Source organism: Stenotrophomonas sp. YJH_SMC_123 (genome assembly GCF_059368215.1).
Map to the genome: position 1 here is coordinate 210,433 of NZ_JCAFRM010000005.1, position 14,412 is coordinate 224,844.

A 14,412-nucleotide genomic window follows, 5' to 3' on the forward strand; every position below is an offset into this window, starting at 1 on the left:
CCCGGCGCTGTTCAGCTGCCGGAGGGCAACCACAGCAGCAGCGCCGCGCCCAGTGCGATGCGGTAGATCGCGAAGGCGGTGAACCTGTGCGACTTGATGTAGCCCATCAGCCACTTCACTACGACGAAGCCGGTGATGGCCGCGGCAAGGAAGGCCACGCCCACGTCGGCCCAGTCCTCGCTGCCCAGCTGCCCGGCCTTGGCCATTTCCAGGAAGGTGTAGGCGCTGGCGGCGAACATGGTGGGAATGCCGACCAGGAACACGAACTCGGCGGCGGCGGCGCGGCGGCTCAGGCCCAGCAGCATGGCCAGGAAGATCGCCGAGGCCGAGCGCGAGGTGCCGGGGAACACGCCGGCCACGACCTGTGCCAGGCCCACGCCGATCGCCACCGTCCAGGTCACCTGGTCGCGGTCGGGCAGGCGCGCGGTGTAGGCCTCCACCAGCAGCATCCAGACACCACCGATGATCAATGCCCAGGCCACCGGGCTGACCGTCTCCGGCAGCGACCAGCCGGCCTTGCGCACCACCAGGCCGACCACGGCGGTGACCAGGAAGGCGGCGCCCAGCTTGAACACGTACTCACGGTTCTCGCGCTGGTTGAAGCCGGTGGCCAGCTGCAGCAGGCGCTGGCGGAACACCAGCACCACGGCCACGATCGCGCCGGCCTGGATGACGATGTTGAAGAAGTCCGAGCGGGCACCCAGCCAGTGCTGGGCGATGAGCAGGTGGCCGGTGCTGGAGATCGGCAGGAATTCGGTCAAGCCTTCGAGGATGCCCAGCAGCAGGGCGGAGAGCAGGTCGGACATGGACGGTGCGTGACGCGCGGCGGAAGGAAGAAGGTCGAGAGGATAGACGATCCCTGCCGCACCAAACGGGTGCGTCTGGTGGCGGGTGCACCCGTTTGGTGCGCACCGTTCTGCACCGCCACGGAGCGCCCTTTTTGAAATCAATGACTTGCGGCCAGCGAAAAGTTGGCACGGTCGTTGCTGTACCTCAGCAGGCATTCATCCCCATCCGAGGTCGTACCGATGTCCGTGGAAAACGTTGAGAAGCTGATCAAGGACAACCAGATCGAGTTCGTCGATCTGCGTTTCGTGGATATGCGTGGCGTCGAGCAGCACGTCACCTTCCCGGTCAGCATTGTCGAACCGTCGCTGTTCGAAGAAGGCAAGATGTTCGACGGCAGCTCGATCGCCGGCTGGAAGGGCATCAACGAATCGGACATGGTCCTGCTGCCCGACACCACCAGCGCCTACGTCGACCCGTTCTACGCAGATCCGACCATCGTGATCAGCTGCGACATCCTCGATCCGGCCACCATGCAGCCGTACGGCCGCTGCCCGCGCGGCATCGCCAAGCGCGCCGAGGCCTACCTGAAGTCCTCCGGCATCGCCGAAACCGCGTTCTTCGGCCCGGAGCCGGAGTTCTTCATCTTCGACTCGGTCCGTTTCGCCAATGAAATGGGCAACACCTTCTTCAAGGTCGATTCCGAAGAAGCCGCCTGGAACAGCGGCGCCAAGTACGACGGCGCCAACAGCGGCTACCGTCCGGGCGTGAAGGGCGGCTACTTCCCCGTGCCGCCGACCGACACCCTGCACGACCTGCGCGCCGAGATGTGCAAGACCCTGGAACAGGTCGGCATCGAAGTGGAAGTGCAGCACCACGAAGTGGCCACCGCCGGCCAGTGCGAGATCGGCACCAAGTTCAGCACCCTGGTGCAGAAGGCCGATGAACTGCTGCGCATGAAGTACGTGATCAAGAACGTCGCGCACCGCAACGGCAAAACCGTCACCTTCATGCCCAAGCCGATCGTGGGCGACAACGGCAGCGGCATGCACGTGCATCAGTCGCTGTCCAAGGGCGGCACCAACCTGTTCTCCGGTGACGGCTACGGTGGCCTGAGCCAGCTGGCGCTGTGGTACATCGGCGGCATCTTCAAGCACGCCAAGGCCATCAATGCCTTCGCCAACTCGGGCACCAACAGCTACAAGCGCCTGGTGCCGGGCTTCGAGGCGCCGGTGATGCTGGCCTACTCGGCCCGCAACCGTTCGGCGTCGTGCCGCATTCCGTGGGTGTCCAACCCGAAGGCGCGCCGCATCGAAATGCGCTTCCCGGACCCGATCCAGTCCGGCTACCTGACCTTCACCGCACTGATGATGGCCGGCCTGGACGGCATCAAGAACCAGATCGACCCGGGTGCACCGAGCGACAAGGACCTGTACGACCTGCCGCCGGAGGAAGAGAAGCTGATCCCGCAGGTCTGCTCCTCGCTGGACCAGGCGCTGGAAGCGCTGGACAAGGACCGCGAGTTCCTGAAGGCCGGCGGCGTGATGAGCGATGACTTCATCGACGGCTACATCGCGCTGAAGATGCAGGAAGTGACCAAGTTCCGCGCGGCCACCCACCCGCTGGAATACCAGCTGTACTACGCCAGCTGACCGGATGCGATGGCGGTGGGTTCCCCCTCCCACCCGCCGCCATCGCTTCCGTTTTCGCGGCTGGGGAGCCGCGGTCAGATCGGGGTCGGATCCCGTTCGTTTACGAATGGGCGCTGATCCCTATCCAGGGGCAAGAGAGAGACCGGATACGCGACCAGGGCCGCCCTCCCTCCCGCGTCGGTCGTGCAAGGAGAGAGGCACGGCCGTCCCGGCCCTGTACGTGTCCGGTGCAACAGCCACGGTCATCATCCTGATGACCCGTGGTTGCCTGATGCCAACGCGCGCTGGCGCGCTGGCCCCATCCACCCTCGGGACATGCGCATGAAACTGATCTCCGCCATCATCCGACCGTTCAAGCTCGACGAGGTCCGCGAGGCCCTGTCCGATGCAGGCGTGTCGGGCATCACCGTGACCGAAGTGAAAGGTTTCGGTCGCCAGAAGGGCCACACCGAGCTGTATCGCGGCGCCGAGTACGTCGTCGATTTCCTGCCCAAGATCAAGATCGAAACGGTGGTCACCGACGAGCGTGCCGACGCGGTGATCGAAGCGATCCAGTCGTCGGCAGGCACCGGCAAGATCGGTGACGGCAAGATTTTCGTCACCGCCGTCGAACAGGTCATCCGCATCCGCACCGGCGAAATCGGTGCCGACGCGCTGTAACCCCCTTCCGGAGATTCCCCCCATGAAGATGCGCCTTCTCACCGGGTGGCAAGCCCGGTTCCACCTGGTGTGCCTGTTGATGCTGCTCAGCGCACTGGCCGCCGGTGCCTGGCCGGGCAGCGCCCATGCCCAGGCCCAGGTATCGCCGTTGCCGAGCGAAAGCGTGGCGGTCGAGCCGCTGCACGATGCGGCCGCCACCGCCGCGGCGCCGGCCGTGGCCGAAGCGGCCGCCGCCTATGATCGTGGCGACGTCGCCTGGATGCTCACCTCGACCCTGCTGGTGCTGTTGATGGTGGTACCGGGCCTGGCCCTGTTCTACGGCGGCCTGGTGCGTTCGAAGAATGTGCTGTCGGTGCTCAGCCAGATCCTGGTGGTGTTCTCGCTGGTGCTGCTGCTGTGGGTGGCCTATGGCTACAGCGCGGTGTTCAGCGCCGGCAATCCGTTCTTCGGCTCGTTCACCGAATTCGCCTTCCTCAAGGGCTTCACCCCGGAGTCGGTGGGCAACACGCCGATCAAGGGCCTGCCGGACTATCTGTTCGTCGCGTTCCAGTCGACCTTTGCCGGCATCACCACCGCGCTGATCGTCGGTGCCTTCGCCGAGCGCATCAAGTTCCGCGCGGTGCTGCTGTTCTCGGCGCTGTGGTTCACCCTCAGCTACATCCCGATGGCACATATCGTCTGGGGTGGCGGCTACCTGGGTGAGCTGGGTGCCATCGACTTCGCCGGCGGTACCGTGGTGCACATCAACGCGGGCGTGGCCGGCCTGGTCGGCGCGTGGTTCGTCGGCAAGCGCCTGGGCTATGGCCAGACCGCGCTGAAGCCGCACAATGTGCCGTTTACCTACATCGGCGCGATGCTGCTGTGGGTGGGCTGGTTCGGCTTCAACGCTGGCTCGGCAGCAGCGGCCGACACCGTGGCCTCGCTTGCCTTCCTCAACACCGTGCTGGCCACCGCTGCCGCCGTGCTTGGCTGGACGCTGGTGGAAGCGATCGGCAAGGGCAAGCCGTCGGCACTGGGCGCTGCGTCGGGTGCGGTGGCCGGGCTGGTCGGCATCACCCCGGCCTGTGGCACCGTCGGCCCGCTCGGCGCGATCGTGATCGGCTTCGTCGCTGGCGTGGTCTGCGTGTGGGGCGTGACCGGCCTGAAGCGCCTGCTGAAGGTGGACGACACCGCCGACGTGTTCGGTGTGCATGGTGTCGGCGGCATCGTCGGCGCGATCCTCACCGGCGTGTTCAGTGCGCAGTCGCTGGGCGGCACCAAGGCCGATCTGGATATCGCCCATCAGGTCTGGGTGCAGGTGGTCAGCGTCGGCCTGACCGTGGTGTGGTCGGCGGTGATGACCGCGGTCATCCTGCTGGTGGTCAAGGTCGTGGTCGGCCTGCGCGTGACCGAAGAAGCAGAGCGCACCGGCCTGGATGTGACTTCGCACGGCGAGTCCGCCTACGAGGCCTGACGTGGCGGCGCACTGACGTGGTGGGTGCCGACCGTTGGTCGGCACTTCCACTGTCCTTGTTCTGGTAGGTGCCAAGCTTGCTTGGCACGGGGTCTGGGTCTGCTCTGGTGGGTGCCGACCGTTGGTCGGCACAGCGGGTAGCCCATCCACGCATGGCGTGGCTCTACCGTTCCTGCTCCAATGGCTGTCTGCAGGTGGGCGTGTACACGCCTCCAACGACCTCGATGGACTACAGAACGGAGTAGGCGTGATCCAGGCGACTTCCGCAGCAGTGATGGAAGACATCGAATGGTATGTCTACCTGCTGACCCTGGACGACTACAGTCCGCATGCGCTGGTGCGTAGTGTGGCCGGCGCAGGAGATCGAGAACACTGGAGCTTCGCTGTGGAGCTCACCTATCGCTGCCTTTCCTCCGGTCTGTGGCGACTCTCCTACGGCCTGCCTCCGGAGCTGGGGCTTTCCAGCATCGATCGTCGATCCGAGCACCAGCAGTCTGATCAACATCACGGTGCCTGGAGCACATGCATTGGATCCGGGCTTTGTGATCCGACAGGTGCTTCCGGATGGATTCGGTGGATTCTCAGTCTCAACCAGAGGCTGGGGTACGGGTTCGCGTCCAATGTTCAACTCGAATTGGTGGGCCAAGTGTGGAGTTCCAATACGCGCGATACTGGTGGCGAAGTTGGCAAGTTGCGGTGGCCTTGGAGTACTTTTCCCTCAAGGCAGAAATGCATGAGCTACCGGGGCTCTGATGGAAAGATGGTGGAGATCTGCCAGTGAGTGAGCGTGAGTTGGGGGCAAAGATTGTGTCTGTGATTGCCAGCTCCGTGCTTGGAGCGGCTCTATTCATAGGCATTCCGCTGAGTTCTCGGATAGGCAGCTTTTCGCAGGCTGCAATTTTCACATCGCTGGTTTGCGCCATAGCCGCTGTGTTGGGCCTCATCTTCGGTGTGCCCGGGGTTATGCTTGTGGACAAGTTTCTTCCGCGGTTCAAAGCTCGTTATGTTGTAGCTGCACCAATCTGTGCCTTGTTGGCGTGGCTCGCGTTCGAGGGTGCCTTCTCTCCTGGCGGTTGGATAAAGGTCTGGACCAGTCCTTCCTTTTGGTTTGGGTGGGCTCCCAGGCGCGCTGGCATCATGCTTTTCATCGGGTTGGCCGTGGGTGCCTTCTACATGTTGATCTGGCCGCGGATTGGACGAATGATGAAGGTCAACACGGCCTTGTGACTGAGGGCGATGGAATCGGGTGCCTGTGCGCAGCAAGGTGGCGGCGGCAAATAGCCAGGCATACAGCGGCGCGGGGAAGTAGGGGGCATCGATGAGTACAACCGTGCACTGAACGCAGTGACGACGGCGCTGGTGGGCGGTGTGGCGGGACAGGGCGCTGGCCAGGCCGCGTCCAATGCACTGGCGCCCTATGCCGCTCACTTCATCGGCAGCACGCTTGACCCGAACCACGGCAGCGACCCCAATGCGACTCTGCAACTGCTGTCGCATGCGGTGTTGGGTGCGCTGCTGGCGGAAGCCGATGGTGGCAGTGCGGGAACCGGAGCCGTGTCCGCGGCCGGCGGCGAGTTGGCCGCGAAGGTACTGACTAATACATTGACCGGCGGAGACCCCTCCAAGCTGAGCCCGGAGCAGAAAGAGATGGTGCTGGCGTTGTCGCAGGCAGTTGGCGCACTGGCGGGCGGGCTGTCGGAGCAAAAGAAGGTCACGAAATGAGTGCTAGTGATGTGAAAGATGCTGGAAGAGTTTCCGTTCAGGCTGCATATGTATTGATGTGCGTGTTCCTTCAGAAGTATATGGAGAGGGGGGAGGGGCAGGACACTCTTGTTGATCTGTTATCTTCGGGAGGGTCATTTCTATGGGCGAATGGCTTGCCCAACGATCCGGCAATGTGGGATGACTGGTGTGATGCATTTGCAGAGGTTGTCATCGTGGGGAGTGCTCTTAATTCTGAATTTTGTAGCGCACAAATTAATTCGTCGGGCGAGTACTTGGCGTTGCTGGATGCGTTCTCGGTAATGATGGTATTCCTTGAGTCGATTTTTGATCGATCTGGTGAGGATCTTCCGCTGTTCGAAGTTGTTGTTCGCCTTATGTCGCCTCCAGGTGATTCCGGTTGTCTTGATGATTCCTCTGTCTGGGCTGAGTGGGTGGAGTCGGTTAGGAAGGTGAGGGCATAGGGTTCTGGGCGGTTGCTTGTTCAATGGAAGTTGGGGTTAAACGGCCGCCTCGATGAAGTTGCTCGGCTTGACGGTGTTGCCAGTCTGTATGTCACCGGTCGAAGCAGTGGTGACGCGCCAAGGTAGATTTCTTCGCAATGCGGGCGCGGAGGGATTGACCAGATCGGCCACTGGCGGGATCTGAGGGCCGTTGATGAATCGTTTTGTTTAAGTTGTTATGAGGGTTGTTCCCTGGGTTCACGTGTCCACGGTGTTGGAATCGATTCGGCGGCATGGCTGGGTCCGTTTCAGGATTGAAGGTAGGTGATGAGGAACTTGGGCGTTTGGCTATTCGAATTGGAGTTTGAGATTTGGGCATGAGGTGGGGGCGTTATTGAGTTTTTTGCATGACAGCTCCCCAGTTCTCCAGCGATCCGGACGACGCGAAGAACCACGGCTGCAGTCATGGTTACAATTCGTCCATGATCAGCCCCCGCCTTCTGGCTTCCACACTGCTGGCCCTGGCCCTTTCGGCCTGCACCGCCACCGCGCCTGTGCAGCACAACCCGCTCGCCACCTGGGTCCCATCACCCAACCAGAACGCGCGCACCCCGGTCATCATCGTCATCCACCACACCGAGCAGAAATCGGTGCAGCAGAGCCTGCATACGTTGCGCACGGCCAACAGCGGTGGGCCGGTCAGTGCGCACTACCTGATCGGCGCCGATGGCCATCGTTACCAGCTGGTGGCTGATGAGCGCCGTGCCTGGCACGCCGGCGCCGGGCGCTGGGGCACCATCACCGATCTCAATTCGGCTTCGATCGGTATCGAGCTCGACAACGATGGCCGCAGCCCGTTCAGTGCGGCACAGATCGAATCGCTGATCGTGCTGCTGCGCGATCTCACCACGCGCCTGAACATCCCGCCGCGCCAGGTGATCGGCCATGCCGACCTGGCGCCGACGCGCAAGCAGGATCCGAGCCGCTTCTTCCCATGGCAGCAGTTGGCCGAGGCCGGCTTCGGCGTGTGGCCGCGCGCGGCCGACGGCGCGGCACCGGAAGGATTCGACGCGTGGAATGCGCTGGCCCGCTTCGGCTATCCGCTCGACAACCGCGACGCCACCGTCGCTGCGTTCCACCGCCGCTTCCGTGGCCGCGACGACCTGCCGAAGACGCTGGATGCCGAGGACGCCCGCATCCTGCACTCGCTGCTGCTGCAGACGCCGTGACTCCGCGCATGAACGCTTGGCCCCGCGCTGGGTTGCCGCCCAGCGGCCGGCCCGCCACCATGGCGGCATGATCGATTCCGCCACCTTCTTCAAGCGCAAGCACTGGACCCTGCTGGCAGCGGCCGTGCTCGCCGGTTGCGCCACCACCGCTCCCCGCACGGGCTCCGAAGCGCCCACGCCGACCTCGCCGCCGGCGGCCACCTACGCCAAGGTCGGCTGGAAAGCCCTGCCAGCGGTCTCGGACAGCGATCTGCAGGCCGGCTTCGTGGCTTGGCGCAGCAGCTGCGCCCGCCTGAAAAACGATGCTGTCTGGGCCAAGCCCTGCGCCACCGCCGCAGCGGTGTCAGACAAGAACCCGGCCGCGATCCGCCAGTTCCTGCAGCGCGACCTCGATGCCTATGCGCTGCGTGCCGGTGGCCATCAGGCCGACGGATTGATCACCGGCTACTACGAGCCGATCTACCCCGGCAGCCTGACCCGCACCGACAAGGCGACGGTGCCGGTCTACGGCACGCCGGATGATCTGGTGGTGGTGCAGCTGGACAGCCTCTACCCGGAACTGAAGGGCAAGCGCCTGCGCGGGCGCGTCGAAGGCAAGGTGCTCAAGCCCTATGACGACGCCGGCACCATCGCGGCCAAGGGCGCCAAGGCGCCGGTGCTGGCCTGGCTGACCGATCCGATGGACCTGCAGTTGCTGCAGATCCAGGGGTCCGGCCGCGTGCGCCTGGCCGATGGCAAGCAGGTACGGCTGGCCTATGCGGAACAGAACGGCCACCCCTACCGTGCCATCGGTCGTTGGCTGGTGGACCAGGGCCAGCTGAAGAAGGAAGACGTCACCATGGACGCGATCCGCGCCTGGGCCCGGGCCAATCCCGCGCGCGTGCCGGAACTGCTGCGCAGCAACCCCAGCTATGTGTTCTTCGTGCGCAATCCGGACAGCCCGGAAGGCCCGCGTGGTTCACTGAACGTGCCGCTCACCGCGGGCTACAGCGTGGCGGTAGACCGTACCGTGGTGCCGCTGGGCAGCCTGCTGTGGCTGTCGACCACGCGCCCCGATGGCACGCCCGTGGTACGCCCGGTGGCTGCGCAGGACACCGGCGGCGCCATCGCCGGCGAAGTGCGCGCGGACCTGTACTGGGGCAGTGGCGATGCCGCCGGCAAGCTGGCCGGCGACATGAAGCAGAAGGGCAACATCTGGATGCTGTGGCCGAAGGGCGTGCCCCTGCCGAACTGAACCAGCAGGGGGCGGATCCCTTTCCAAAGGAAAGGCTCTGGCCCCGGATGCCTGATAATGGCGCCATTCCGAACTTTCCGGCCGCGCCTGCGGCCAGGACCCCTGCAATGACCTACGCAAAGCACAACGCAAAACCCGGCGCGAAATCCGCCGCAAAGAAGTACTACAAGCACTGGGCCGAATCGGGCCTGGGCAAGGGCAACGTGCTGATGGAAGCGCGCGGCGACAAGATCGTGCGGCAGGTGGAAATCTACGGCACCAAGATGGTCTGGGCCGACGAGCACGCCCACAGCGATGACCGTTTCCTGCTGGCCGACCAGCCGGTGTCGTTCCTGGATTTCGACGAGGACGACGAAATCTCCGCGCGTGAATTCGAAGCCGCCTGGAAGAAGGCACGGGAAGCCACCGGCTACCCGGTGTAATCCGCCCGGCTCCCGCCCTTGTAGCGCCGAGCCTTGCTCGACGCTGCAAAAGCGGGCACGTGAAATGTTATATAATTACATTTCACCGTAACCGCCCCTTCCCATGAAGACTCCCACCCTTGTGGCCGCCCTGGCGGCCGCGCCGTTCGCCCCTGAAGCTTTCGCACAGGCCGCCGATGCCGCGCTCACCCTCGGCAAGGTGCAGGTGCACCAGAACGGCGAAGGCCAGCTCAGTGCGCACCAGGTGCTGACCTCGGTGGACGTGCTGGGTGCAGACCAGATCGAAAACCGCAACGTTTCGCACAGCTGGGAACTGCTCGGGCAGATGCCCGGCATCCAGCTCACCGAAACCCGGCAGGGTGCCGAATCGGGCAAGGTCAGCTTCCGCGCCTTCAACGGCGAGGGCTACCTCAATGCCATCAAGACCCTCATCGACGGCATCCCCAGCAACGTCAACAGCGGCAACCAGCGCTTCATCGACATGCTGTTCCCGCTGGACATCAGCTACATCGAAGTGGTGCGTGGTACCAACGATCCGCGCTATGGCCTGCACAACATCGGCGGCAACGTGAACTTCGGTACGCGCCAGGGCGGCAGCTACACCGATGCGCGCCTGGCCTACGGCAGCTACAACACCCGTGATGCGCAGCTGGCGATTGGCCGCGAAGCCAATGGCTTCGCGCAGAACTACTTTGTCGGCACCCAGGCCAGCGATGGTTATCGCGACCACGACACCTCCAGGAAGTACTCGCTGGGCGGCAAGTGGTTCTTCGGCACGCTGGACGAAGGGCTGCGCGTGGGCCTGACCGCGCGCGCCTACCACCATGAGGCCGACGAACCGGGCTTCATGACCGCCGAGGAACTGCGCACGCACCGCCGTGGCAGCGAGCTGCGCAACGGCAACGACGGCGATGACCGCGACATGCGCCAGATCGCCGCGCACGTCGACCTGAAGCTGTCCGACGCACTCACCTTCGGCACGCGGCTCTACTACAACCGCTATGAAGACGACCGCCGCGTGACCTTCAGCGACCTGCCCACCGGCAACCTGCCGCGCCAGCGCCGCGTGTGGGATGAACGCCAGACTGGCCTGCTCAGCACGCTGACCTGGCAGGCCAGCTCCACGCTTACCGTCGAAGGCGGCCTGAACTACGAGCAGCAGGACAACGGCTATATCCGCGAGCGCTATGCCTACGCCGAACCGACCGATTACAGCCAGCCGCCGGCGCGCGTGCAGAACGACGACCGCCACAGCTTCGACAACTGGGGCGCCTACGTGCAGGCGATCTACCAGCCCGCCGAGGCGTGGAAGATCGTGCCGGCCTATCGTATCGATCGCTTCAGTGGCCGCACGCACCTGATGAACGGCATCACCGCCCGGCTGCAGGATTACGGCAGCATCGGCCAGCCCAAGCTGAGCATCATCCACAGCCTGGGCCAGACCACCCACGTCTACGCCAACTGGGGCCGCACCTTCCAGGTGCTGACCGGGTCCACCGCACCGGCCTACCTCACCCCGGGGCAGGCGCCGATGCAGCCGTCCACCAATACGGGCATGGAGCTGGGCCTGAAGTTCCAGCCGTTCCAGGGCGCCCAGGCGCGCCTGGCGGTGTGGCAGCAGGACGCGGAAAACGAGGTATCCAACATGCCTGCCACCGGCACCACGGTCACCCTGGGCAAGACCCGCCGGCGCGGCGTGGATGCGCAGTTGAGCCTGCAGCTGGGCGATGACTGGACGGTATGGGCGTCGCACGCCTACCAGGAAGCGAAGATCACCCGCGACGACCGCGATGCCGGCATCTCCCTGCACGGCCGCGAAGTGGCCGCCACCCCGCGCCACATCAGCAATCTGGGTGTGGACTACCGCGCCAGCGACGCGCTGCGCCTCGGCCTGCAGGCACGCGCGCAGGGCGACTACTACCTTGAGGAGCGCAACGTGGCCGGCAAGTTCGGTGGCTTCGCCGTGCTCGACCTCAGTGCTGCCTATCAGCTCACCCCGCGTTTCAGCGTGGACCTGCAACTGAAGAACGTCACCGCCCGCCAGTACGCCTACGCCTGGTACGACAGCTTCTTCTGGGACAGCGCCCGCCCGATGTTCTCGCCAGCCCCGGGCCGCAGCGTGTTCGTTGGCCTCAACATGAAGCTGTAACCGGCCCTGCATCTGGTAGTGGTCGAGCTTGCTCGACCTGCAGCAGGGGTCAGATCCCTTTCCGCCAGGAAAGGGCTCTGACCCCGAACCCCGCGTTTTGCACTACATTGGTGCAATGTCCGACCCCGCACCCCCGCCGTCCCTTGATGCCCTGGGCACGCCGCTGGCCTGGGCCGGGGCCGATGGCTGCATTGCCGGCTGCAATCCGGCCTTCGCCCGCTGGCTGGGCGTCAGCGTCCGGCGCCTGCTGGGTCGGCCATTGGCCGCACTGGAAGTGCAGGGCGAGGCACTTGCCCATTTCCTGGCCCGCGATGAGCGCGACAGCCTGCGCCTGAACCGGCTGGCGCTGGCGGTGCCCGGCGAGGCGCCGCGCTTCGCCGAGGGCTGGATGAGCCGCCGCGACGATGGTGGCTGGCTGCTGGAGGCGCATCCGGTCGATGAATTCCCCGGGCTGGACCCAACCCAGGCGCTGCCCAGTGCGCTCAGCGCGGCGCTGAAGGGCCTGGCCCACGAGCTGCGCAACCCGCTGGCCGGGCTGAAGGGCGCGGCCCAGCTGCTGGCCCGCCGCGCGGCGCAGCGCGACGCCAGCGAACGTGAGCTGATCGAACTGATCGGCTCGGAGATCGAGCGCCTCAACGGCCTTCTCGACCAGCTGCTGTCGCCGGCCCCGGCCGCGCCGCATGCGGAACTGAACATCCATGCCGCGCTGGAACGTGTGCTGCGCCTGGCCGAGAACGAGGCCGGCTGGGCGGTACGCCTGCAGCGCGACTACGACCCCAGCATTCCCGAATTCCACGGCGACGCCGACCGCCTCACCCAGGCGGTGTGGAACCTGGTGCGCAACGCGATCCAGGCCGGTGCCGGCAGCATCACCCTGCGCACCCGCGTGGAGCATGGGGTGCGCATCGCCGAGCAGTTGCACACGTTGGCCTTGCGCCTGGAAATCGCCGACGACGGCCGTGGCGTGCCCGAGGAGCTGGCCGAACACCTGTTCCTGCCGCTGGTCAGTGGCCGTGCCGAAGGCACCGGGCTGGGCCTGGCACTGGCCCAGCAGGTCACGCGCGAGCATCGCGGCACGCTCACCTACCGCTCGCGTCCGGGCCATACCGTGTTCACCCTGCTGTTGCCGATCGGCAACGGCGCCGCTCCTGCCGAGGAGGCCCCGCGCGATGTCTGAGTCCCCCACCACCGCACAGCGCATCTGGGTGGTCGACGATGATCGTGCGGTGCGCTTCGTACTGTGCACCGCGCTGCGCGAGGCGGGGTACCAGGTCGTTGATTTCGACAGTGCCGCTCCCGCCCTGCAGGCGTTGAGCGCGGGCCCGCCACCGGCGCTGCTGTTCACCGATGTGCGCATGCCCGGCGACGATGGCCTGGTACTGCTGGACAAGCTCAAGGCCGCGTTGCCGCAGCTGCCGGTGGTGGTGATGTCGGCCTATACCGATGTCGCCAGCACCGCCGGTGCGTTCCGCGGGGGCGCGCATGAATTCCTGTCCAAGCCGTTCGACCTGGACGATGCCGTGGCGCTGGCGCAGCGTGTGCTGCCGGCCGTGGCGCCCGCGCTGGCCGCCCCCAGCCCCGCCGCCGAAACGCCCGGCGACCAGCCGCCGCAACTGGTGGGCGATACCCCCCCGATGCGTGCGCTGTTCCGCGCCATCGGTCGCCTGGCGCAGGCACCGCTGGCGGTGCTGATCACCGGCGAGACCGGCACCGGCAAGGAGCTGGTGGCCAATGCGCTGCACCGCGAATCGCCGCGTGCGCAGGGCCCGTTCGTCGCGCTCAATACCGCCGCGATCCCGGCCGAACTGCTGGAGAGCGAGCTGTTCGGCCACGAAGCTGGCGCCTTCACCGGTGCGCAGCGCCGTCATGTCGGCCGCTTCGAGCAGGCCAACGGCGGCACGCTGTTCCTGGATGAGATCGGCGACATGCCGTTGCCGCTGCAGACCCGCCTGCTGCGTGTGCTGGCGCAGGGTGAGTTCTTCCGCGTCGGTGGCCGCGAGCTGATCCGCGTCGATGTGCGCGTGGTGGCCGCCACCCACCAGGATCTGGAAGGCCTGGTCGCGCAGGGCAAGTTCCGCGCCGATCTGCTGCATCGCCTGGACGTGGTGCGCCTGCAGTTGCCGCCGCTGCGCGAGCGCCGCGAGGACATCGCGCAACTGGCCAGCACGTTCCTGGCCGCCGCCGCACGCAGGCTGGATACGCCGCCGAAGCGCCTCACCGCCGCGGCTCTGCAGGCGCTGCGCGAACACGACTGGCCGGGCAACGTGCGCGAACTGGAGAACGTGTGCTGGCGGATGGCCGCGCTGGCCGCCGCCGACACCATCGGCGTGGCCGATGTCGATACCGCGCTGAACCGCGCGCGCGGCCGCCGCAACAGCGGCAGCGCAGCCGATCCGGGCCAATGGGAAGCGCTGCTGGCCGAATGGGCGCGCCGTCAGCTGGCCGAAGGCGTGGAAGGGCTGCACGCGCAGGTGCGCGAGCGGGTCGACCATGCCCTGCTGGAGGCAGCGCTGCAGATCACCCACGGTCGCCGCGCCGAAGCCGCTGCCCGCCTCGGCCTCGGCCGCAATACCCTTACCCGCAAGCTGGGCGCCGGGCGCCGTCGCGGGGGCCATTGAACGGTCCCTGCACGCGATCCTCGCGCCCGCTTGCCGAACCGTTG

The 14,412-nt window shown here is 65.7% G+C and carries 13 protein-coding genes; 12 read left to right on the top strand and 1 reads right to left on the bottom strand.

What is annotated here, in order from left to right; genetic code table 11:
- Nucleotides 1–11 precede the first annotated feature (11 nt).
- A complete protein-coding gene (locus AC5P5W_RS13405; protein WP_014645490.1) occupies nucleotides 12–806 on the bottom strand; it encodes an undecaprenyl-diphosphate phosphatase in 795 nt (264 codons plus the stop codon).
- A 222-nt stretch (nucleotides 807–1,028) separates the two neighbouring features.
- Between AC5P5W_RS13405 and glnA the strand changes: the two genes are divergently transcribed.
- The 12 genes from glnA (at nucleotide 1,029) to ntrC (ending at nucleotide 14,368) form a co-directional block, all read left to right on the top strand.
- Nucleotides 1,029–2,438, top strand: coding sequence for a type I glutamate--ammonia ligase (gene glnA / locus AC5P5W_RS13410; RefSeq protein ID WP_014645491.1), 1,410 nt, complete (start codon nucleotides 1,029–1,031; stop codon nucleotides 2,436–2,438).
- Between the two features lie 321 nt (nucleotides 2,439–2,759).
- Nucleotides 2,760–3,098 carry a P-II family nitrogen regulator gene (locus AC5P5W_RS13415; protein ID WP_004134334.1) on the top strand — a complete coding sequence of 113 codons (339 nt, stop codon included), beginning with the start codon at nucleotides 2,760–2,762 and terminating at the stop codon, nucleotides 3,096–3,098.
- A gap of 22 nt (nucleotides 3,099–3,120) precedes the next feature.
- Entirely contained in the window at nucleotides 3,121–4,551 is a 1,431-nt protein-coding gene (amt, locus tag AC5P5W_RS13420; protein WP_014645492.1) for an ammonium transporter, read from the top strand.
- A 247-nt stretch (nucleotides 4,552–4,798) separates the two neighbouring features.
- The gene (locus AC5P5W_RS13425; RefSeq protein ID WP_164165909.1) at nucleotides 4,799–5,332 is read left to right on the top strand and encodes a hypothetical protein; all 534 of its coding nucleotides are present in this window, start codon (nucleotides 4,799–4,801) and stop codon (nucleotides 5,330–5,332) included.
- 563 nt (nucleotides 5,333–5,895) lie between these two features.
- A complete protein-coding gene (locus AC5P5W_RS13430) occupies nucleotides 5,896–6,273 on the top strand; it encodes a VENN motif pre-toxin domain-containing protein (protein ID WP_032959340.1) in 378 nt (125 codons plus the stop codon).
- Nucleotides 6,270–6,737 (top strand): hypothetical protein, encoded by a 468-nt coding sequence (locus AC5P5W_RS13435; protein ID WP_197574854.1) that lies wholly within the window; start codon nucleotides 6,270–6,272, stop codon nucleotides 6,735–6,737. The genes AC5P5W_RS13430 and AC5P5W_RS13435 overlap by 4 nt, the downstream gene beginning before the upstream one ends.
- Before the next feature lie 461 nt (nucleotides 6,738–7,198).
- Nucleotides 7,199–7,945: an N-acetylmuramoyl-L-alanine amidase gene (locus AC5P5W_RS13440; protein WP_032959392.1), complete on the top strand. Its 747-nt coding sequence runs from the start codon at nucleotides 7,199–7,201 to the stop codon at nucleotides 7,943–7,945.
- A 67-nt stretch (nucleotides 7,946–8,012) separates the two neighbouring features.
- On the top strand, nucleotides 8,013–9,179 hold the full coding sequence (mltA, locus tag AC5P5W_RS13445; protein WP_032959393.1) for a murein transglycosylase A: 1,167 nt from the start codon (nucleotides 8,013–8,015) through the stop codon (nucleotides 9,177–9,179).
- 107 nt (nucleotides 9,180–9,286) lie between these two features.
- Nucleotides 9,287–9,601, top strand: coding sequence for a hypothetical protein (locus AC5P5W_RS13450; RefSeq protein ID WP_005411860.1), 315 nt, complete (start codon nucleotides 9,287–9,289; stop codon nucleotides 9,599–9,601).
- Between the two features lie 103 nt (nucleotides 9,602–9,704).
- Entirely contained in the window at nucleotides 9,705–11,750 is a 2,046-nt protein-coding gene (locus AC5P5W_RS13455) for a TonB-dependent receptor (RefSeq protein WP_495221206.1), read from the top strand.
- Nucleotides 11,751–11,865: 115 nt separating this feature from the next.
- On the top strand, nucleotides 11,866–12,927 hold the full coding sequence (locus tag AC5P5W_RS13460) for an ATP-binding protein (RefSeq protein ID WP_197574850.1): 1,062 nt from the start codon (nucleotides 11,866–11,868) through the stop codon (nucleotides 12,925–12,927).
- Entirely contained in the window at nucleotides 12,920–14,368 is a 1,449-nt protein-coding gene (gene ntrC / locus AC5P5W_RS13465; RefSeq protein ID WP_032959347.1) for a nitrogen regulation protein NR(I), read from the top strand. Before AC5P5W_RS13460 ends, ntrC begins: the two co-directional genes overlap by 8 nt.
- The last annotated feature ends 44 nt before the right edge of the window (nucleotides 14,369–14,412 follow it).